The 20,671-nt window shown below is 36.6% G+C and carries 17 protein-coding genes; 5 read left to right on the top strand and 12 right to left on the bottom strand.

Annotation, left to right across the window (positions count from 1 at the left end):
• Positions 1-150: 150 nt before the first annotated feature.
• From AC27G3_RS10145 to AC27G3_RS10130, 4 genes are all read right to left on the bottom strand, one after another.
• Positions 151-4,701, bottom strand: a complete 4,551-nt coding sequence (locus AC27G3_RS10145) for an EAL domain-containing protein (protein WP_487121214.1) — start codon at positions 4,699-4,701, stop codon at positions 151-153.
• Positions 4,702-4,938: 237 nt separating this feature from the next.
• Positions 4,939-6,072, bottom strand: a complete 1,134-nt coding sequence (locus tag AC27G3_RS10140) for an efflux RND transporter periplasmic adaptor subunit (RefSeq protein ID WP_487121212.1) — start codon at positions 6,070-6,072, stop codon at positions 4,939-4,941.
• A gap of 1 nt (position 6,073) precedes the next feature.
• Positions 6,074-9,538 (bottom strand): efflux RND transporter permease subunit, encoded by a 3,465-nt coding sequence (locus AC27G3_RS10135; protein ID WP_487121210.1) that lies wholly within the window; start codon positions 9,536-9,538, stop codon positions 6,074-6,076.
• Between the two features lie 109 nt (positions 9,539-9,647).
• On the bottom strand, positions 9,648-9,971 hold the full coding sequence (locus AC27G3_RS10130) for an ArsR/SmtB family transcription factor (RefSeq protein WP_487121208.1): 324 nt from the start codon (positions 9,969-9,971) through the stop codon (positions 9,648-9,650).
• Between the two features lie 204 nt (positions 9,972-10,175).
• On the opposite strand from AC27G3_RS10130, the gene AC27G3_RS10125 reads away from it, so the two are divergent.
• Positions 10,176-10,520 (top strand): rhodanese-like domain-containing protein, encoded by a 345-nt coding sequence (locus tag AC27G3_RS10125; protein WP_487121206.1) that lies wholly within the window; start codon positions 10,176-10,178, stop codon positions 10,518-10,520.
• 25 nt (positions 10,521-10,545) lie between these two features.
• Here AC27G3_RS10125 and AC27G3_RS10120 read toward each other — a convergent pair whose 3' ends face one another.
• Together AC27G3_RS10120 and AC27G3_RS10115 are read right to left on the bottom strand one after the other, a co-directional pair.
• Positions 10,546-10,890 (bottom strand): YajD family HNH nuclease, encoded by a 345-nt coding sequence (locus AC27G3_RS10120; RefSeq protein WP_487121204.1) that lies wholly within the window; start codon positions 10,888-10,890, stop codon positions 10,546-10,548.
• Between the two features lie 159 nt (positions 10,891-11,049).
• Complete coding sequence (locus AC27G3_RS10115) at positions 11,050-11,460, bottom strand: acyl-CoA thioesterase (RefSeq protein ID WP_487121202.1); 411 nt, start codon at positions 11,458-11,460, stop codon at positions 11,050-11,052.
• A gap of 188 nt (positions 11,461-11,648) precedes the next feature.
• On the opposite strand from AC27G3_RS10115, the gene AC27G3_RS10110 reads away from it, so the two are divergent.
• Positions 11,649-13,508, top strand: coding sequence for a M1 family metallopeptidase (locus AC27G3_RS10110; protein ID WP_487121200.1), 1,860 nt, complete (start codon positions 11,649-11,651; stop codon positions 13,506-13,508).
• A gap of 108 nt (positions 13,509-13,616) precedes the next feature.
• Here AC27G3_RS10110 and AC27G3_RS10105 read toward each other — a convergent pair whose 3' ends face one another.
• The gene (locus tag AC27G3_RS10105) at positions 13,617-14,258 is read right to left on the bottom strand and encodes a DUF1707 domain-containing protein (RefSeq protein WP_487121198.1); all 642 of its coding nucleotides are present in this window, start codon (positions 14,256-14,258) and stop codon (positions 13,617-13,619) included.
• A gap of 415 nt (positions 14,259-14,673) precedes the next feature.
• On the opposite strand from AC27G3_RS10105, the gene AC27G3_RS10100 reads away from it, so the two are divergent.
• On the top strand, positions 14,674-14,973 hold the full coding sequence (locus AC27G3_RS10100) for a hypothetical protein (protein WP_487121196.1): 300 nt from the start codon (positions 14,674-14,676) through the stop codon (positions 14,971-14,973).
• 47 nt (positions 14,974-15,020) lie between these two features.
• Here AC27G3_RS10100 and AC27G3_RS10095 read toward each other — a convergent pair whose 3' ends face one another.
• The 4 genes from AC27G3_RS10095 to AC27G3_RS10080 form a co-directional block, all read right to left on the bottom strand.
• A complete protein-coding gene (locus AC27G3_RS10095) occupies positions 15,021-15,365 on the bottom strand; it encodes a HopJ type III effector protein (protein ID WP_487121194.1) in 345 nt (114 codons plus the stop codon).
• 80 nt (positions 15,366-15,445) lie between these two features.
• Complete coding sequence (locus tag AC27G3_RS10090) at positions 15,446-15,967, bottom strand: sugar O-acetyltransferase (protein WP_487121192.1); 522 nt, start codon at positions 15,965-15,967, stop codon at positions 15,446-15,448.
• 33 nt (positions 15,968-16,000) lie between these two features.
• Positions 16,001-16,573, bottom strand: a complete 573-nt coding sequence (locus tag AC27G3_RS10085) for a MiaE family protein (protein ID WP_487121190.1) — start codon at positions 16,571-16,573, stop codon at positions 16,001-16,003.
• A gap of 156 nt (positions 16,574-16,729) precedes the next feature.
• A complete protein-coding gene (locus AC27G3_RS10080; protein WP_487121281.1) occupies positions 16,730-17,305 on the bottom strand; it encodes a sulfotransferase in 576 nt (191 codons plus the stop codon).
• Between the two features lie 236 nt (positions 17,306-17,541).
• On the opposite strand from AC27G3_RS10080, the gene AC27G3_RS10075 reads away from it, so the two are divergent.
• Both AC27G3_RS10075 and AC27G3_RS10070 read left to right on the top strand, forming a co-directional pair.
• Positions 17,542-19,413, top strand: coding sequence for a GNAT family N-acetyltransferase (locus AC27G3_RS10075; protein WP_487121188.1), 1,872 nt, complete (start codon positions 17,542-17,544; stop codon positions 19,411-19,413).
• Positions 19,414-19,432: 19 nt separating this feature from the next.
• Complete coding sequence (locus tag AC27G3_RS10070) at positions 19,433-20,380, top strand: histone deacetylase family protein (RefSeq protein ID WP_487121186.1); 948 nt, start codon at positions 19,433-19,435, stop codon at positions 20,378-20,380.
• A 44-nt stretch (positions 20,381-20,424) separates the two neighbouring features.
• On the opposite strand, the gene AC27G3_RS10065 is transcribed toward AC27G3_RS10070, so the two are convergent.
• Entirely contained in the window at positions 20,425-20,601 is a 177-nt protein-coding gene (locus AC27G3_RS10065) for a DUF3545 family protein (protein ID WP_487121184.1), read from the bottom strand.
• Positions 20,602-20,671 lie beyond the last annotated feature (70 nt).

Below are 20,671 nucleotides of genomic sequence, written 5' to 3'. Positions count from 1 at the left end.
ATCACTATCTGTTAAGTGAGTGTTCTCAGCTCTTATTGAGCTGACCTTATTGGTTAAAATCGGTTATCAACACAAAGAAAGAGAGTGCGAACTCTTTCTTTGTTTAACTGACGCCATTGCAGTTTAACCAACACCATCGCAACATTGATGTTAATTCAAAGCCAGTAATTTTGTAATTTCAGCTTTAAAATCATCGCTAATGACATGTTCGATAGATGATGGTTTAGCAAAAAAGTAGCCTTGGATAACTTCACAATTTAAACTGCGGATATAACTCAGTTGCTTTTCAGTCTCAACACCTTCAGCAATACAGGTAAGTTCAAGATTATTAGCCAATTCTACAATAGATTTAATAATAGGTTTATTCATCGGGTTTGATTGTAAATTACGAATAAAACTTTGATCAATTTTAATGACATCGATGGGAAATTTACTTAAATAAGTTAACGAAGAATACCCAGTACCAAAGTCATCTAACAATAACTTAAAGCCTAAAGACTTTAATTCTTCTAGTCTTAACAAAGCAGTCGATTTATCAGAGAGTAAAGTACCTTCGGTAATTTCAAGTCTTACTGCTTCAGCCGATAAATTATGTTTGAGTATTAGCTTTTGCAATGTTGACACTAAGCCTTTTTGAAGAATATGGATGGCTGATAAATTAATCGACACATACGTATGAGGGTATTGAATTTGCCAACGGCAAAAATCGGCTAACGCTTGATCTATTGCCTGCTCAGTTATTTGGCTAATGAGACCAATATCTTCTGCAATAGGAATGAAGGTTTCAGACGAAATAAAACCATTTTTTTGAGGCCAACGTAAGAGTAACTCAAAACCAATAACGCGTTGTTGAGCACAATCAACAATAGGTTGGTAATAGTTAATTAACTCATTATTGTTAAAAGCTTGATGTAGTTCAACCTCAAGGGCAATGCGCTGTTGAGCTTTTTCGTTCATTGCAACGGTAAAAAATTCAAATCGACTTCTGCCCGTTTCTTTTGCATGAATCATCGCCATATCTGCTTTTTGAATTAACTGCGCTGACTGCTCTGCATCATCAGGGTAGATAGCAATACCAATACTTGCAGAAACGTTTACATGAGTCCCCTTTAACTTCAATGGCTCAGCTAGCTTTTTAATGATGCGTCGAGCCAAATTGGTCAAGTGCTCAATACTTTCAAAGTCGTCAATTAAGATCATAAACTCATCACCGCTTTGACGTGCAACTAAATCCCGTGTTTTTACATTCTGGATAAGTGTTTTGGCGACATATCGAAGTAAATCATCGCCAACACTATGACCTAACGAGTCATTAACCTGTTTAAACTTATCCAAATCAATAAAAAACAAAGCCAACTTTTTCTTATTAACTCGATGTTCTTCAATGTTTTGCTCTATTTTTTCAAGAATAAGTTTTCGGTTGGGTAAGTTCGTTAAATAATCATAATGTGCAAGGTGTCTAAGCTTTTCTTCCGCATTTTTTTGAATAGTAATATCTGAGATAACAATAACATAATGACTAATCTCACTATTCGACTTTACAATCGCATTAATTTTAATCAACACAGGATGTTTTTCTTCAAGCTTAGTGGTAATAACCTCTTCACCTTGCCATGTTTGTCCCGGCTCAATTTCTTTAATTATTTCTTTAAATTCTTCAAATTTCTGATCTCCTAAGGTTTCAACTATTTGTTCAAAGCTAGGTAACACATGGCTATTTTTAGAAGAAAACGCACTAAAAAATGTATCGTTAGCCGACACTGGTACTAATCGAGAATTGACAATTAACACCCAATCATTAATCTGACTAAATGCTTCTCCAAACAATACTGCTTTTGCTTCATCAGCTTTAGATTGTGTAATATTGGTATAAGTACCAGAGACTTTAGTTGGTTTGCCTTCGGCATCGGTTGCCGTTATTCGCCCTACATCCCTAAACCATAACCACGAACCATTATTAGCAAGCATTTGATAGGAAACATCCCAACGTTTTAAATCACCCGCGACAAAGTCCTTCCAGTTTTGTTCTAACCGAGAAAAGTCGTCATACTTGATACGTTCAAGGTGAAACCTTAAAATATGAGGTTGCCTCAAATCTGTATAACCAAGCTCATCGGTTAACCGTTTATCGTAAAGTTGATCATCAGCAATATGATACTCCCACACTCCACTGTTACTGCTTTTCAACGCCAATAGCATTCGTTGCTCACTCTTTTTAGTTTCATCATGAGCAAGTAGTAATGCAGTTCGCCTAATATTCCTAAGATAAAGATAAAAACTTAAAGCAGCGATAATTAGCACTAAATACATTATTTTCGCGCTAAGCGTTAGCCAAGGAGCTGCCAATGAATGTATTTCTAAAGTCAGTGCTTTCGACTTTCTTCCCGTAACGGGATGAAAAGCTGAGATCTCAAGCTGATAATTTCCAGGAGATAATTTGGGAAGCAATAATGAATTTTTAGCATAGCTGGTAAAATGAAAAGATTCTGGCCCTTCTAAATTTATGTCATAGCGTGTTCTCAGTTGTCGTGAATAGTGTAAGGTAGAAAACTCTAGCCTCAACCCATACTCATCATAATCTAATGTTAATTCATCTAATGAGGGTTGAGGTTTAAATGTTCGCTTATCATTTGATAATAGTTCGATATTTGTCAGCGATACTTGGAAAGACTTATCAATGGCATTATTAACAACAAATTGATGAGGTGCAAAAAGAGTTATTCCTCGAGTCGAACCAAAAACAAGGCGTCCATCATTAAGTTTAGCAAAGGCTGAACCATTGTACTCATTCGATAACAGACCATCTTCGGCGGTAAAATTCTCAATATGAAAATCATCTAGGTTCATACGGAACAAACCTAATTGAGAGCTAAACCAAAGGTTATTAAATTCATCAAGTTGCAACGCATAAACACTTGCCGATGGCATTTTTGTTGATGCTTCAAAACGATATTTTTCTTCGAAGGTCGTACTATCTAAACCGATAATCCCTTCACCACTCACTGCTAACCATAAGGTATTATTTTTATCTATTACCCAGTTATCTACATAATCAAACGATTGAGGTTGATAATTTTTGGTGCGATATACAAGCTCAGATTCATTAGTAACCAGGTTATACAAATAAAGATGTCCTGATGCTGCCAGTAATACACTCTTTGGGTTGGTGCTAAAGCTAGGTAAAAAGCCCCAACTTAATTCAGGGCTACTCAACTCATTTAATTGAGGTAATGTACGAACCTCACCAGTTATTGAGTTATATAAATAATGACTTTCATTAGTGATAAATATAATGTTTTCATTATCAACAACATAATAACCAAAGGGCCAGTGATTGTTGACTATATCTAGCATTTCTTGACTGTATTTAGGTCGTGTGAGTGTAAAGTTAGTGGTATCAAAAATTTGCAAACCAAAATCATCAACCAGCCAAAGTTTACTGTCATCGCCTGTATAGGGGTAAATATCACCAATAAAATGATTACCAGCAACCGCTTTATAATCATTAGAGGTAAGTAATAACTGGCTCATACCTTCAGATAAATCAATACGATTCAATCCATTATCTGTCCCTACCCATAAGACATCATGCTTATCTTGATATACAGACAATACATTATCATGACTTAGTTTAGGGGAACTTGCCGAGTGAATACTTTGAAAGCGTAGGGTGTCAGGAGACCAAATCAAAACGCCTTGAGACTTTGACGATAACCAAATATTGCCACTTGTGTCCCTTAATAAGTCTAATATGGTATTGTCAGTTGTATGAAACCTTGAATGACTAAACTTAAGTACTGGGCTTAGTTTCATGTTAAGACGATTTAAACGAAACAAACCGCTGTTGGTAGCAATTAAATAATCATTCCCAACAAGCAGCATATCCCATATATTTAAATCTGGAACAATTAACTTACTGGTAAGTTCAGCAATACTGTCACTCATGGCATTTTGTATTTGAAACAAACCATCAACGGTTCCCATTAACAAACCAAGGGTGTCATCTTTTATTAGAAACTTCGTATTATCGCTATCAATACTATTAAAGTCAGGAGTTTGATGAGAAATAAACAGACTGTCGCCATTGGATATATTTAATCGATAAAGGCCATAACCTGTAGCACAAAATAGCCAATTCCCTTCTAAATGTAGTGCTCTAACAATGTTATCTTTTAAATTTAGGGTTAAATAATGGGTAAGTTTTCCTGATTTAGTATCTAACGAGTAAACATGCTCTGAAATACCTAACCATAAAGTATCACCTGCACCTTGCTCTATCGTCAATACTTCTGAAAATACTTTCGAGTCTGCTGTTAATTGCCCAGTGAATACTTGTTCAACACGTAAAGTGTTAGTGTCTATTCGAAATAAACCAGAATTTAATGTGCCAACCCATAAGGTTTTACTCTTATCAATAAAGAGTGTGGTAATAGACTCTGTTGTAAATATGCCATTTGGCCCATCGATTGATTTAACTTGGTAACCATCAAACCGATTTAACCCCATTTCAGTGGCTATCCAAATAAAGCCCCGATGATCTTGTACAGTTTTATTCACATGGCTTTGCGATAGGCCTTCGTTAGGAGAAAGCCTTTGAAGAAAAGTACTAGCATTATTAGTAAAATATTGAGCATTGCTCACACAGAGAAGTTGCGAGGCGAATAATAAAAAATAGATAAATAATTTTTTTTTGTTTAACACTATTGGTCCAAGTCAATTATCGTTAGTGGAATAATTAAACACATGTACTCAAAACATCCTTGTGTTTACTAATTATCTGATTTTCGCTATACGCATCTTACTGATACTGAATAAATAACATTCAAGCTTTGATATAATAACAACCAACTGATGATATTGACATTTTAAAAAGCCGCTTTCATCTATTTTATTAAATAAAAAGTAAAAAAATCGTTTTTTTACTTTATGCATGTTCTCTTAAGGTTTAACTAATACCTGCTCATTAGCAGACAAACCTGAGATCACTGACACTAATCCCTTATGATTTTTTTTACCTAAGCGCACAAAGCGGCGTTGCGCTAAGCCATTTTCACTCACCCAGACAACCGATAATTGTCCAACTTGAGCAACTCTATTTTGTGGCACGTAAATTATATTTTCACTACCAGCAGGAATAAGCATTTTGGCATACATACCAGGTAATAGTTGTTCTTGGTAATTAATGCTCGCTTTGACTAAAAAACTACGCGAGCCAGTGTTAGCTGCAGGAACAATTTCTTCAATTTGAGCAGGTACACTTTTGTTAAATGTGGGTAGTTGCACTGTGATTGTTTGCCCTTGTGCTAAGTTAAGCGCCAACCCTTCACGCACCTGCCCTTCTACTCTTAGCGACAATGGATTATAAATAGAAAGTAGTTTATTACCTGGTTGAGCAGTATTCCCAGGCTCAGCAAAACGATCAACAACTCGACCATTCATTGACGCTTTAATTTCAGTGTAACTTAACGTTGTTTGTGCTTGTTTTAACGCTTGTTTAGCAGTGCTTAACTCAGCACTTAATGCATCAAAGTCTGATTTCGATTTGTCTAACTCAACTTCAGAAATGAGCTTTTGTTGATAAACCTGTGTCGCTCGTTGATAATTTTTTTGTGCTTCAATATGTCGAGCCGTAATCGCCTTTACCTTTTCTTGTTCTTGCAACACTTGAGAGTGAAGGTCCGATTGCTCCAATTTGATGAGCAACTGGCCTTCTTTAACACTATCACCTGCCCTTACAGTTATTTCATCAATACGTGCTAAAAGCCGTGACGAGATAACACTAGCTTGTTTGGCTGTAATACTTGCAGCAACTGGTTCAAAAATCATCTGAGTTTGACTTTTTGTAGTATAAATATTCTGATGTTTTTCAACTGCTGGTACTAAGGTATTTGGTGCAATTTTTTCATCAAACAACCCTGCAATCCATGCAACACATATTAATAAGCCCACTAAAGTAAGTAAGGGAATAACCGCTTTTTGAATGAATGACTTTTTCATAATTTTTCCTGGGCCTTTATTTAAATTATCGTTTATGTTGCTTTGCTCGTTAGCGTTAATATTATTCTCTCTCATTTTATCTACTCTGTACTGTATTAGGCTTGTCGAATACGAGTAAATACACAATAGGAACAACAAATAAAGTAAAGACAGTTGAAGAAATAATACCGAATATTATCGCAATAGCTAAACCACTAAATACAGGGTCTAGGGTGATAATTAAATTCCCTAATAAAGTCGTACCTGCGGTTAATAAAACAGGCCGCATCCGCACAGCACCAGCTTGAAGTAATGCCTCTTTAATGGTTTCACCTTGCTGTCTAGCTTGAGTAATAAACTCGACAAGAATAAGAGAATTCCTGACAACAATTCCTGCTAAAGCTATCATGCCTATCATTGCGGTAGCCGTAAATAACACAGGCTCTGGGGCTCCGGCAATTTCTCGCTCTCCAAATTGATTCAACATTAAAAAACCAGGCATAATACCTATAACTGTTAACGGAATAGCCGACATAATAATGAGCGATAAAGCGGTAGATGCCGTTTGAATTCGCAAAACAAAATAAATACCAATTAGCGCAAAAATAAAAGCTAATCCCATATCTCTAAACACTCGAATAGTAATGCGCCATTCTCCTTCGCCGCTCCACACCAATTTAATATCTTCAGGCAATGACCATGGCTGAGCACCACCTGATGTTAAAAATGTACGGTTTTGCCAATCGTTTGCTTGAGCATCTTTCGTATGATTTTTATCTTGTGTGCTTAATTGGGTAGCCTCCGTACTACTAATCGACGATGTCGTTAAGTCTGAGGCGACATCAGCAATAACTTCACCGGGCGTTCGCCCCGATATTTCCGCCATAACATAAACCACTGGTTTTAAATCTTTATGGAAAATGGTTTTATCGTTTACTTGTTGTTCAAACCTTCCTAATTCCCCCAACGAAATTAACGACTGCGGTGCAATATCAATTCCTTGCGCTGTTGTTGTTTGTACAATGCCTGCTCGACCTTTAAGTGTTAACCGAGAAAAATCAGCAATACTTTCTCGTTGCTCAATTGGTAACCGAAGCTTAATTGGCAATGGTGCTGCTTCGTTTTCGTCATGCATATAGCTGGCAACACTACCTTGATTAGCCACAGCTAACACTTGATTGATATCTTGAGTAGCCACGCCCGACAATGCTGCTTTGGTTTTATCGGTAATAAAGCGTAGCCGTTGTTGGTTATCTTCAACGTTACTATCAATTTCAACCACCATAGGCTCTTTAGCTAAACGGTTTTCAACTAACGTAGCCGCCTGCTGTATATTTTCATAAGGGGTAAATTGGTTACCATAAAGCTCTGCAACTAAAGTATTCATTACCGGCGGTCCGGGTGGTACTTCAACCACTTTAATTTTTGCGCCATCCCTGTTAAGTGGTTCAAGCAGTTTCCTTAATCTTAAAACTACACCATGAGATTGATGATCTCGTTTAGCTTTATCAATTAAGGTAACGCGCAAATCTGCCATATTGGGCAATTGACGTTGATAATATTGACGAACTAAACCATTAAAGTCGATAGGTGAAGCAATACCTACATAAGCAGAAATCGCTTTTATTTCTGGCAGCAATTGTACTTTCTCTGACACTTGTTTAGCTAAAGCTGAGGTTTGTTCTAGTGTGGCACTTTCAGGCATATCAATAATAATTTGCAGTTCGTTTTTATTATCAAAAGGCAAAAGTTTTAACGGAACTAAACGAAGCACAGGTAACATTGCCGCAGCAATAAAAGCAATAAATACGCCTAAAAGTACAAGCTTAGATTTCGTTCTGTTTTCTAATAAAGGCGACAATACTTTACGGTAAAAACGCTCAAAACTAGAAGATGACTCAATCAGTGAATTGCTTTTATCATTGGCGCTATTTTCAATGCGCTGAACGCTGTTATTTATCTTTAAAGGTGTTGCAGGTTTTAAAAATTTTGTCGCCAGCCATGGCGTCACTAAAAAAGCAACTAGCGTACTTACGATAACACTTAGCGGAACATTAAATGCCATTGGCGCCATATAAGGCCCCATCATTCCTGTTATAAATGCTAAGGGAACAAAGGCGAGTACAATAGCCAAAGTTGAGAGTAATAAAGGCACACGTATTTCATTAATAGCACCAACAATATTATCCGTTAAGTTATTTTTACCGCGTTTTAAATAACGCTCAATGTTGTCAACCCCCGTAATGGGATCGTCTACGAGTAAACCTAAAGACAGAATAAGTGCGAACAAGGTCACACGATTTATGGTGTAACCAAAAGCTAAATCTATAGCTAAAGTAATGCCATAACAAATAGGCACCGCAAGACCAACAACTAAAGCGGCACGCCAACCTAAAAACACACCAATAAAAACGACAACGGTAAATACAGCAAAAGCTAAACTGGTTGTTAAATTATTCACTTTTTCGTTAGCTGTTTCACCATAATCTCTGAGTATTTCAATGTGAACATTAGAGGGAAATATTTTAGCCTGTAGTGCATAAATCGCTTCTTGAACATTTTTAGACACATTAACCGCATTACTCCCTCGCTGTTTTGCTACGCTAATGGTAACAATAGGGAAGTTATTTGAATTATGACTAGTTGGGTGTTTATTTTTAACTTTATGCTCTAGCTTGTTTGTGTTTTTACCCACTTGATATCCTTGGGCAAAATCAATCCAGGTGTAGTATTTGGCTTCATCGGGCCCATCGACTATCGTTGCAATATCTTTTAGCAACACCACACTGCCATCAATCACATTAATAGGTGTTTGCTCTAAGGCATTAATGCTGCGATAAACATCGCCACTTTCAAAGCTGATTGATTGACGTTCTAGCGTCAAATTGCCTTGATGCTTCAATAGATTAGACACTTCAATAGCACTAAAGACTTCAGCTATCGAAGTTTTTCTTGCGGCTAATTGCTCAGGGTTTAGATTAACTTGCACTACCCGTGGTCGACCACCTATTACATTAATTTCACTTGTATCTTCAACACCTTGTATTACAGTACTCACTTCTTCAGCTAGTCGGCGCAATTCATAATCATTCGTTTTAGCGGCGTCATCGCTCCACAAGCCCATCATCAAAATGGGCACATCATCAACTTCTTGTGGCTTAACCAACCAATGATTAACAATAGCTGGCATTTTATTCTCGTTAGCAAGCAGCTTATTGTGAGTATTAAGAATAGCTTGTTCTCGATTTTCTCCCACGTAAAAACGTAGCGTTACTCTCGATTGTCCGTTTGAAGTTGCCGAATATACATGCTCTACACCAGGAATTTGCGATAATAATTTCTCTAATGGTGTGGTAATTAACCGTTCAATTTGTCTTGCGTTAGTGCCATTTGCTGCAACCACTACATCAATCATAGGTACAACAATTTGTGGCTCTTCTTCACGTGCGGTAAATTTAAGAGCAACAGCACCGGCAAATACAGACAACAACAATATTGCGATAGGAAGCTTACTCGTTAGTACTGTACGTAACAGCCTAGCGGTAAAGTTAGTTGGGTTCATGTCTCAGTGCCTATTATTTATCAGTAGTTTGATTAATGATTATTTATTTTTATTGCTTGTGCGAGCAACGCCAATGTTGATAAAAGTTTTAGTTCAACAAAGGTGTTGCTCAATTAACGTTTGCTGGCTGATTATTACTACAATAAACCTCATGCAATGTTTTCAAAAGTATCGTTAATTTGGGGTTGTCTACCCGATAAAAAATAGTTTGAGATACACGACGAGTTGCTACGAGTTTATTGTCTCTTAACTTGGCTAAATGCTGAGATAATGCTGATTGCGACAAATCAATTTGAGCGTTTAATTCTCCCACAGATAATTCTTGATTGGTTAAACAACACAAGATCATTAGCCTATTTTTATTTGCCAGCTGCTTAAGTAGCAACGCTATTTCCTCGGCATTTTTACTCAATTCTTGTGGATCAACATTCATAAATATTCCTAAAGTACATCAATTATTTTTAGTTTATTATTGATTACTTAATTAGTAAACACTAATATAGAAAAATCTTATATAAAAAGTTGCTAGTATTATTGCCCTGTAATAACTATTTATTACTCATACTTAAGAAAATAGTAATGCCTTAGCAGTTAATGTAAGTACAGAAACAACTCCACTACAAAAGAGAAATATCAAATGCTAGTTAAAATTCCAACGTTAATCAGTGAAATCAAACAGGGAGTTAACCTACTGACAGCCGCTGAAGCAAAAATAAAGTGCCAAGCCATGTCGGGCGTCGTTATAGATGTTAGAGAGCCGAGCGAGGTAAGTGAAAAAGTGGCGCCAGCAACCGTTAATATTCCACGTGGCGTATTAGAAATGAAAGTATCAACGCTGTACCCAAATGATGAGCAAGCTATTTTTATTCATTGCGCGTCCGGTGTTAGAGCTATTTTTGCAGCTGAACAGCTCAAACGCATAGGTTATAAAAATATTTGGGCAATTACTTGTCCAATCGACGAAGTTTGCTCGGCGTTATAAGAGTAAGGCTTGCTTCAAGCCTTACTTACTTTTTTAATAACGATTTTAAATCAGCAAATGGATTATAGGTGGCTGTATCTTGCTCAACAGCCCCTGCTTTTGTTTGTGTTTGATAATTTGCATGATCAGTATATTTAGCGTGTTCATTGTCATGGCAATAAATACATAACAATTCCCAGTTACTGCCATCGTTTGGGTTATTGGTGTGATCGTGATCCATATGATGCACCGTCAGCTCTTTTAAATTTGAATATTCAAATTCTCGAGCACATCGCCCACATACCCAAGGGTAAAGTTTAAGTGCGCGATCGCGATAGCCTTTTTCTTGTTGTTTGTAATAAAGACTCGTACCTAAGGTATCTGAAGACATATTCAACATTCTCAAAGTTTTTTATAACGACAATTCTAATGCCATGAGAAAGTTAAAACAAGCCATGACCATTATACGGTTAGTACTAAAGCGTGTTGAATTTTCACATGTACCTGCGTGAATGCAATTTTCTCTAACACGCTCAAGTTATACAAATAATTAAATATTTAAGCTTTTAACTTCTTCTGCTAATTGCTTCTCTAACCCTTGCAGGTTTTTTCCATGAGGCATAGGTAAACGTGTGTCAGGATCAACTTGGACAAATACAATATCATCAGCTAAACAAATAGTTTTCTTTGTTGCCTTATTTCTCACTAAGCACGTTACTGTAATAGAACTTTTACCGACTCTTTTAGTCACTAAGCCAAACTCGACGACATCACCTTGCATTGCAGGAGACTCAAAACTAATTTCTCCTATATGCTTGGTCACTAAACAGTTAGTTTCTAGTTGGCAAATCGCATAAATAGCGGCTTCTTCATCAATCCATTCTAAGGCCCTACCGCCAAAAAGTGAGTTTGCATAATTTAAATCGTTGGGCATAACTAATCGTCGAGAAAGAAAGCGCATAAACATTCCTATTGTGGTGAATTACTGCGAGTTGCTAGGGTTATTGAAAACTGTTAATACGAGTGTAGTAAAATTAACAAAACAATTATAACCGATAGCCAGTAAATATAAACCAAGCCCTACAAATCTATTAATAAATCAGATATTATAAAGGTATAAAATATACAATTGTAACTATAACCGTATTTATGATGGAATTTAATTTAAACAGCACTGAACATTTTAACGATGATAAGAAATCAAACAGTTCAAACAAACTTGATGAACTAGACTTCTCTCACGATTATCACTCTTATGCAAATACCGCCCAAGTTAAGGTTGTTCATTTTGCGCTTAATTTACGGGTCGACTTTAATCATAAGCAATTATCTGGCAACGTAGAATTGTCACTTCAGTCTCAGACAGAACAAGGATTTAGCCAAGTTATCCTTGATACTCGTGATCTGACTATTGAGAAAATCACCGATAACAATGGCCAAATATTACACTTTGAACTTGCAAAAGCAGACAAAATTTTAGGCCAACAACTTATTATACAAACTCCCTTGCCTATTGAAAAAATTCGAATTGATTACCACACAACCCCCTGTGCAGAAGGTTTACAATGGTTAACGCCAAGACAAACACTAGGTAAAGTACACCCATACCTTTTTAGTCAATCGCAACCGATCAATGCCAGAAGTTGGATACCTATTCAAGACAGCCCTAAAGCAAGAGTCACCTTTAGCGCTAATATTGAAGCGCCTCAGGACTTACGAGTCGTTATGAGTGCAGATAATAAACCTGACGCACCTTTAAATGGACAATTCAGTTTCGAAATGCCACAAGCTATTCCTACACATTTACTGGCGATTGCTTGTGGAGACTTAGCGTTTGGTGAGATAGGTAAACACAGCGGCATTTATACTGAACCAGCAATGCTAGAGTCTGCAGTAAAAGAGTTTGAAGACACTGAACAGATGATCCAAGTGGCTGAGTCTATTTTAGGACCTTACCGCTGGGGTCGTTATGACATGATAGTACTCCCTCCTAGCTTCCCTTTTGGTGGTATGGAAAACCCTAGACTCGCTTTTATGACACCCACACTTATTACCGGAGATAAAAGCCTTGTATCTACTGTCGCCCATGAACTTGCACACTCTTGGACAGGTAATTTAGTAAGCAATGCCACTTGGCGAGATTTATGGCTTAACGAAGGTTTCACCACCTATTTCACTAATCGAATTGTTGAAGCTATTTACGGAAAAGAAATGGCGGAGTTGGAAGTGGTTTTAGAATACGGAAATTTAGCAGCACAAGCACTTACTACGCCTATAGAGATGCAAACCGTAACGGCAAATGTTCAACATGGCGATCCAAATGATGCATTTGATCGATTTACTTACGATAAAGCATCAATGTTTGTTCACGACTTAGAACATCGTTTAGGTCGAACTGATTTTGATAAATTTCTTTTTAACTATATTGAACATTTTGCTTTTAAAGCAATTACCACTGAAGACTTTGTCAACTATGCCAAGCAAACCTTACTTAACGATCATCCAAGTAAAATTACTGAAGCTGAGTTGCTAACCTGGATCTATCAAACGGGTATGCCAGACTGGTTTGTTGCACCACACTCTGACAGCTTAGATAAAGTAAAAGTAACGCAATCGTTATGGCTAACAGGCGTCGATATTGAAGAGCTTTCTACATCAGGCTGGACGGTGCATCATTGGCAATATTTTTTAACCACACTGCCTGAAAAATTAACACTCGAACAACTTTTCTCTCTGGATTCTCATTTTAATTTTACTTATTCAAACAATGCTGAAATTGCTTTTTCTTGGTTTATGATCACCACGAGAAATCATTATGACGCTGCGTTACCTGCCATTGAAAAATACCTAATAAAGATAGGTCGCGGAAAATTTGTTCGTCCACTGTATAGTGCACTTCATGAGTATGGTTTTAATAATCAAGCGATAACTATTTATAAAAAAGCCCGTGCAGGCTATCACCCTTCTATTATTAGCCAACTGGATACTCTGCTTTGTTTTACTGCTTAAAGTAATTTCTTAATCACTTTTAAAGGCTGTTTAATAATTAGCGTTAAATATTGATTTTATTTAACGCTAATGCTGCCCTATCAACCTAGCTTATTGCTCATAACCACTTTAAGAAAACATATTCTTAAGACTATTAGCAAAACTTACAAATTGTTCTTTTAATGTTTGTTTAACTTTTATACTCACACCACTAAAAATAGCCATTCCGTCAATAATGATCGTCGGTGCATCACTATTTGCAATACAAGGTGCTGAATTATCAACTCCACCGAAAATACAAAAAGCCTTAGACACTACATTAATGTTTTCAGGCACATAAATGGTATCACCACTAAATAAGCTAAACACTTTAATGCGTACCACAGGTTGGCTAAACTGCGCATGGGTAAAATCAATATCACTACCACTAAAGATACTAAAATATCGTATTTCTTTTGCAACTTTCCAAGGACCACCGCGGTTTGAACTACTAAACACATTAACAATAGTTTCTACTTCTTCCGTTGTGCCAGGCACAAAGTTTGCCGTAGTATTTTGTTTTTTAGAATCATTAAATGCTTTATCTACTTCTAAAGTAAGGTCCGCTACTAAAGTGAGCAACTCTTTGTTGCACTGACTTTCCATCGCTTGATCTAGGCGTCTTTCAAAAGCCGCATACGAAAGTTCTCCATGGCTATAGTTCATTATTAATTGATCTATTACTTCAGTTCGAACAGCTTCTATCGGTCTGTCTTCAATGATAATACTCATATATTTCCCTTAAATTATGATTTGTGAGAACGTTATACATAACAAATTATTTGATTTTTCTAGTCTTGTTAACGTTTCTTGCTTTTTCTTGTTTTAATAAAGCAATTAACGAACCAAATAAAAAAACATTACTTTTCAAAAATTTAAAATAACTAGCTAAAAAGTAGTGAATAAATTCTTCATTAAATAGTCATTCTGACAATGAATTGTGGTCAATCATACTAATTAGATAAAAAGTGAGGATACATAAATAAAGTTACCACTTAAAAGTTGGAACAGTTTCTGCATTAATCGACCTGAATAACGCATAACAATTTTTTGACGTTTTGTTTAATATGTAGACAACCGTTCAATTATTGCATGCATTTATTATTAATAATCACTATAGAACATTAAAGAAATTTAAGGAATTATCATGCTTATTATCAGCGGTACAGCAGAATGCGTAGTAGAAAACAATCATTATAAAAAAGATGAAAGACATATCTTAACGATGTTCTCTACCGATGAATCACTAGAAAACAACCTAGACGCAATTGAAAGTAATCTTAACGAACTTGGTTGGGACAAAATAGTGATTGAAGAAGTTGAAACAGTTTCAGACAACGAATTACTTGATCATCAAGTACTTAAAGACGGTTTTGATAAAGCAGCAAAATTAGGCTTATCTTTTGTCGTTAACAATGAACCGTTAAAAGCAGCAAACGCTGCTTAGCTTTAAGTCACTGGCTGATTACATCATCTGGTTATTTAATTATTTAGCTACTTAGCTTTTAGGGCAAGGGATAAAAACTTTATCCCGTCCCAACCACTATTGATGAAATTTCTAATATTAGCGTGATCGCTCCCTTGGGGGCTGCTTAACACATCTTCACGATAATATTTACCAAAACAGGCAAGTGTTTCATCTTTACTTAGCGAGTTAATTTTGGCAAAAGAAAATATTTTGCATGAACCTTCATTGGTACAGGCTTTGTTTTCTAGTGCGCCACTAATAAAGCTGGCAGGTGTATAATGGTAGTTGTTATTGATAACTTGCATAACTTCATCAAAACTAACCTGTTCAGGTTGTTGCTGAATTGTTTTTATTAAATCTTTTTCTAACATTGTATGCTCTTTGTTAATTGAGTTTATTGAAATTATGAGTAACTCGATAATATTTTATTAAGTCAGCTAGTACTCATGGGTTAATCAAGCGTTTTAACTTTTCGAGCAGGGTTACCAACGTACATGCTATTACTAGGCACACTTTTTACCACAACACTACCCGCACCAATAACACTATTATCGCCAATACTCACTCCAGCCAAAACAATAACCCCCGCGCCCAACCAAACATTATTGCCAATGGTAATATCGTCGGCATAGTTATGCTTTGCTAAACGTAGCCTTGGATCAGTGTCATGGCTTACAGACAAAAGCTGAACATTCGGGCCAATCAAGCAATCTTCTCCGATTGTTACTTTACCGCCATCTAAAATCGTGCAATTAATGTTAATAAATATTCTATCGGCTAGAGATATTTTATCACCGTAATCGCAATGAAAACCGCCCTCAATAATCACTTGTTCACCACATGCGTGGAAAATTTGTTTTAAGCGTTTTAAATTACCTTTACTGGGACTCCTTGAAAATTGCCGACACAGCTCATGCACAACTCGGCGTTGATTAATTAACTCAGATGTTAAACTATTAAAGCGTTCTTTCATAAGGAGCCAGTTATGTTGTAGCCAACAAAATTTTTAGTGCAATGCTGCTCTAAAGGGAAGTTTTGCGCATATTTCAGCTTCTTCAATTAAAATTTCTTCTAATCTTTGATCAACTTCTGATTTATCAAAGTATTCATAGGCAAGCTCTACAAATAAATTTTTATGTGTTTTTTCTGAGGCAGCAATTTGTTCGTAAAAATCTTTATACTTTCCTGGCTCTAAAGCTTGGCCGACTAATGAAAAACGCTCATAACCTCGAGCCTCAATCACAGCCCCAACAAGTAGGCGATCGAGAAAAAATTCGTTTTGCCCATGGCGAAATACTTTGCGAATATCTCGAATATATAAATCTTTTGAGTCGTTACATAAATCAACATTACGTGCTTGAAGCAATTTAAGCACTTCTTTAAAGTGAATAAGTTCTTCTAAAGCTAAGTCAGCCATTTCTGTGACTAACCTTTTACGGTCTTGATAATGAGATAACATCGACATCGCCATCCCTGATGCTTTTTTCTCCGCAGCAGCATGGTCTTGTAAAAAAGCATCGAAGTCGGCTAAAACGGCTTCAGTCCATTCAAAAGGCGTTTGGTATTTTAATTCAAACATAAGAGCTCTATTTAGGAATTAGTTTAAGTGGTTTACTTAAAGGGTAAATTTAAGGTGTTTTTTTAACGGCCTAACTTAAAAGACAGCTAGGCTGCAATTTTACTGAGATAATTTTAACTGTCAATTACCGCATATAACAAGAAAGCTTGTTGACCATCAACTTATTTTATCAACTCGCCCTCTAATGGTCGCTTCAATTTTCAAGGGATGTTTCACTTTTTTCCAAGCCGTCACTTTACCCCCTTTATTTATATGTTCAAAGTTTTGCTGACTAGCTATTGGCTTGTCACTTTCTTTAAGGGCTAAAAATTCGACTAAAGCACAATAGCTATTTGCTTCACTGACATCAATAATAAGTAAATCTTTTTCACGGCCTTTAAAAAAATCTTTAACTCCTTGAAAATGTCGTTGGTAACAAGCCAATAAAAATTGGTCTTGTTTAATATTTTCTTCAGTTAACTCAGAGAATATTTTGTTATAACAACGCTTTAACACAGGATTAAAACCGCCATCCGTGCGCTGTAAATTAGTATACATGCGTTGTAATAACTGTTTAATAGACGGGATCCAAAGCTCAGCTTTGCGCGTTAAATAAATAAATTTAGCATTCGGGTATGCTTTATCAAGTGCTTGGTAGTCGCAAAATACAGGAGTATCGGCAATGACTTGTGCTTGCTCCATTGTTTTATGCGTATAAGCAGTATGAGCTGTAGTAAAGCCCAAATTTAGCATAGCTAAGCAAACACTCGTTGTTGAGGTGCGAGGTAATCCGATAATAAATATTTTTTGTTGCGACACGATATTTCAAATATGCTGTAATAAACAGGTGTGAAAGAGATAAGTATAACCTAATTGCTTTTGATACTGATCAAAAAATAATACCTTAATTAGTGCATACTCAGTAATTAATAGTTAATAAATAAAGCGCTCAAAAATTTTTTAAACATACGGAAATTAAAGATGGTTTTATGAAAAATAAAAATGATGATCACACAACGATTAACTGGTCTAACTATTTAAAGTCTGGCAACAGAGTTTTTATTGGTTCTCATGCGGCCGTCCCTAATGCACTCATTGATGATTTAATTGCAAATAGTGCAACATTACACGATATTGAAGCAGTACACATTTTTACCTTATCTGATAATATTTGGGCAGAGCCAAAGCATAAAGATTTATTCAAAGTGAATGCTTTTTTTATTGGCGGAAAAAACATCAGAGAAGCAATTGCTGAAGGTAGAGCAGATTACACTCCGTGCTTTATATCTGATATACCTAAGTTATTTGATGATAATATTCTGCCGCTAGATGTGGCTTTAGTTATGGTTAGCCCGCCAGATGAGTATGGCTACTGCTCCCTTGGTGTTAGCGTTGATGTTGCTTCTGCAGCTATTAAATCGGCAAAGTATGTTATTGCTCAAATTAATCCTAAAATGCCAAGAACTAATGGCCATACTTTTGTGCATTTGAACCAGATTCATGCCTTCATCAATGCTGAACAAACCTTACCTGAATTACCTCACCATGAATTAGATCAAATTACAGAACAAATTGGTCAATATGTCGCCATGCTTGTTGATAACGCCGCCACGTTACAAATTGGCATAGGTAAAATTCCTGAAGCGGTTTTAAAGTACCTTGCCAACCATAAAGATTTAGGTATTCACAGTGAAATGCTTTCAGATGGTGTTATCGATTTAATGCTTAAAGGCGTGATCAATAACCGTAAAAAAACCTTCCATAAAGGTAAAGCTGTGGTCACTTTTTGCATGGGAAGCCAAAGGCTTTATGATTTTGTTGACGGCAACCCTCATGTTGAATTTTATCCCTCAGAGCATGTTAACTCTCCGGTTAAAATTGCGCGAAACGACAATATGATTTCAATCAACAGTGCTATAGAAGTTGATTTAACCGGCCAAGTAGTTTCAGACTCAATCGGTTATGAATTTTACAGCGGTATTGGTGGCCAAGTCGACTTTGTTCGTGGCGCTTCATTGAGTAAAGGAGGGAAGCCTATTATTGCTCTGCCCTCAACCACCAAAGATGGAAAAATTTCTCGTATAGTCTCTCATATCACTGAAGGCGGTGGAGTGGTAACTTCACGTGGGCATGTGGCGTATGTTGTTACCGAATATGGTATCGCTTATTTACAAGGTAAAAGCATTAGAGAGCGTGCCTTAGAGCTCATCAGAATTGCCCACCCCAAATTCAGAGACGAGTTATTAGCCAATGTACGCAAACATTACTGGGTGCCAGAGTATCAAGAAGCAAGCCCTAGTTCAGTACCAGAACTTGGCTTAGTTGAAATGAAGAAATTCACTTTTGGCCAAGTAAATTATATCTTACGAGCCTTAGCGCCTGCCGATGAACGCAAGTTACAAGAGTTTTTTTATTCTCACAATAAAGAAACGCTGATGATGCGTTATAACCATCATGCAACACAAATGACCCGTGAAAAATCCTGTAATTTAGTCAGTGTTAACCAGCATGTTGATCTAGCCTTATGCTTTACAGAAAACAAAGACAAAGGCGAAATTATCCAAGCTGTTGGCCGATATTATTTTATTGACAGTATTAACGCTGGAGAAGTTGCTTTTGTGATTAAAGAAAGTCTACGCGGCAAAGGCATGGCAACTACTTTGTTAGCTGAAATGACAAAAATTGCTAAAATGCGCGGTTTATCAAAGTTAATCGCCTGTGTTAGACGCGACAATGCCTCAATGCTAAAAGTGTTTGAAAATTTTGGTTTTACCAGACAGTATTCTGAGGATATGGACGAGGTTGATCTCGAGTTATCACTTGAGTCAGCGCTTGACGCATCAACTAAACCTAAGAAGTAAATTAAAAAGAGAGAATATTATGCCAGTAGGCGTTATTGGACATTATAAATGTAGTGATCATAATATGGGAGATCACCACCCTGAAGCACCGCAGCGTATGTCAGCAATTCAAGATCAGTTAATTCGAAGTGGACTTGAATATGTTATTCGTCAGTATGATGCAACTCCTATTGAACGTGAGCAACTTTTATTAGCACACGACAAAAATTATATTGATACTCTATTTGAAAATTCGCCTTCTGAGGGCACTTATTCAATTGATGGTGATACAGTATTGACGCCTAACACCTTATCATCTGCATTATATTCAGCAGGTGCTGCAATTAATGCGGTAGATTTAGTCATGGCTGAAACGGTTTCTTCTGCTTTTTGTGCAACACGCCCACCTGGGCATCACGCTACACGTAATGAAGCGATGGGCTTTTGTTTTTTCAATAACGTCGCTATTGCCGCCGCTTATGCAAAAGAAAAATACAAACTCAAACGCATTGCTATTGTCGATTTCGATGTTCACCATGGTAATGGCACCGAAGATATTGTCGCAGGTAAAAAAGGGTACTTATTTTGCTCTAGTTTTCAATATCCGCTTTATCCCTTTACTGAAACAGAAAAACAAGCTCAACCCAACCTTAAAAGCAGCGCGAGTAATGTTATTTACTCACCATTACCTTCAATAACTAAAGGAGGTGATTTTCGAGAAGCAATTAGCCAAGACTGGCTCCCTGCTCTTCGTAAGTTTAAGCCTGATATTATCTTTATCTCAGCGGGATTTGACGGACATGCAGAAGATGAAATATCTCATATGAGCTTAACTGAAGAAGATTATTACTGGGTAAGTAGCGCGCTTAAAGATATCGCAAAGGAATATGCTAAAGGGCGAGTTGTATCGGTATTAGAAGGCGGTTATGCTTTAAGTGCATTAGGCCGTAGCGTAGTTGCTCATATAAAAGGGCTAATTGGACAATAGCCCTTAAATATTCAATATGGTCATAATAAAGTTACGATTAAAAATTAATACCATGACTGTACATTAAGGTCGGCCAATTCACGTTTTAATCGGCGTGTTTCTTTTATGGTTTCAATTTCTCGCCACTTTCTTTTACGCGCTTTATTTTTTTGACGCTGTTCAAAAGCTGATATTTGTTCAGTTTCTAACTCTTCTTCATCAAACCAATCAAGTGTTGTCATGTTCTTTCCTCTTACCTTAAACAGTTATGTAATTCGCGATAAGAATAGAAGTTCATTATGACAATGCCGT

The sequence above is a fragment of the Colwellia sp. SU-HH01217 genome (assembly GCF_057543495.1).
Note: the sequence above shows the minus strand (reverse complement) of the source record. Positions and strands in the feature narration are given on the sequence as shown.

Coding starts and splice junctions, on each gene's coding strand:
- AC27G3_RS10140 (WP_487121212.1), bottom strand. CDS start 6,072: ATGAGAGAGAATAATATTAACGCTAACGAGCAAAGCAACATAAACGAT.
- AC27G3_RS10135 (WP_487121210.1), bottom strand. CDS start 9,538: ATGAACCCAACTAACTTTACCGCTAGGCTGTTACGTACAGTACTAACG.
- AC27G3_RS10130 (WP_487121208.1), bottom strand. CDS start 9,971: ATGAATGTTGATCCACAAGAATTGAGTAAAAATGCCGAGGAAATAGCG.
- AC27G3_RS10125 (WP_487121206.1), top strand. CDS start 10,176: ATGCTAGTTAAAATTCCAACGTTAATCAGTGAAATCAAACAGGGAGTT.
- AC27G3_RS10120 (WP_487121204.1), bottom strand. CDS start 10,890: ATGTCTTCAGATACCTTAGGTACGAGTCTTTATTACAAACAACAAGAA.
- AC27G3_RS10115 (WP_487121202.1), bottom strand. CDS start 11,460: ATGCGCTTTCTTTCTCGACGATTAGTTATGCCCAACGATTTAAATTAT.
- AC27G3_RS10110 (WP_487121200.1), top strand. CDS start 11,649: ATGATGGAATTTAATTTAAACAGCACTGAACATTTTAACGATGATAAG.
- AC27G3_RS10105 (WP_487121198.1), bottom strand. CDS start 14,258: ATGAGTATTATCATTGAAGACAGACCGATAGAAGCTGTTCGAACTGAA.
- AC27G3_RS10100 (WP_487121196.1), top strand. CDS start 14,674: ATGCTTATTATCAGCGGTACAGCAGAATGCGTAGTAGAAAACAATCAT.
- AC27G3_RS10095 (WP_487121194.1), bottom strand. CDS start 15,365: ATGTTAGAAAAAGATTTAATAAAAACAATTCAGCAACAACCTGAACAG.
- AC27G3_RS10090 (WP_487121192.1), bottom strand. CDS start 15,967: ATGAAAGAACGCTTTAATAGTTTAACATCTGAGTTAATTAATCAACGC.
- AC27G3_RS10085 (WP_487121190.1), bottom strand. CDS start 16,573: ATGTTTGAATTAAAATACCAAACGCCTTTTGAATGGACTGAAGCCGTT.
- AC27G3_RS10080 (WP_487121281.1), bottom strand. CDS start 17,305: ATGCTAAATTTGGGCTTTACTACAGCTCATACTGCTTATACGCATAAA.
- AC27G3_RS10075 (WP_487121188.1), top strand. CDS start 17,542: ATGAAAAATAAAAATGATGATCACACAACGATTAACTGGTCTAACTAT.
- AC27G3_RS10070 (WP_487121186.1), top strand. CDS start 19,433: ATGCCAGTAGGCGTTATTGGACATTATAAATGTAGTGATCATAATATG.
- AC27G3_RS10065 (WP_487121184.1), bottom strand. CDS start 20,601: ATGACAACACTTGATTGGTTTGATGAAGAAGAGTTAGAAACTGAACAA.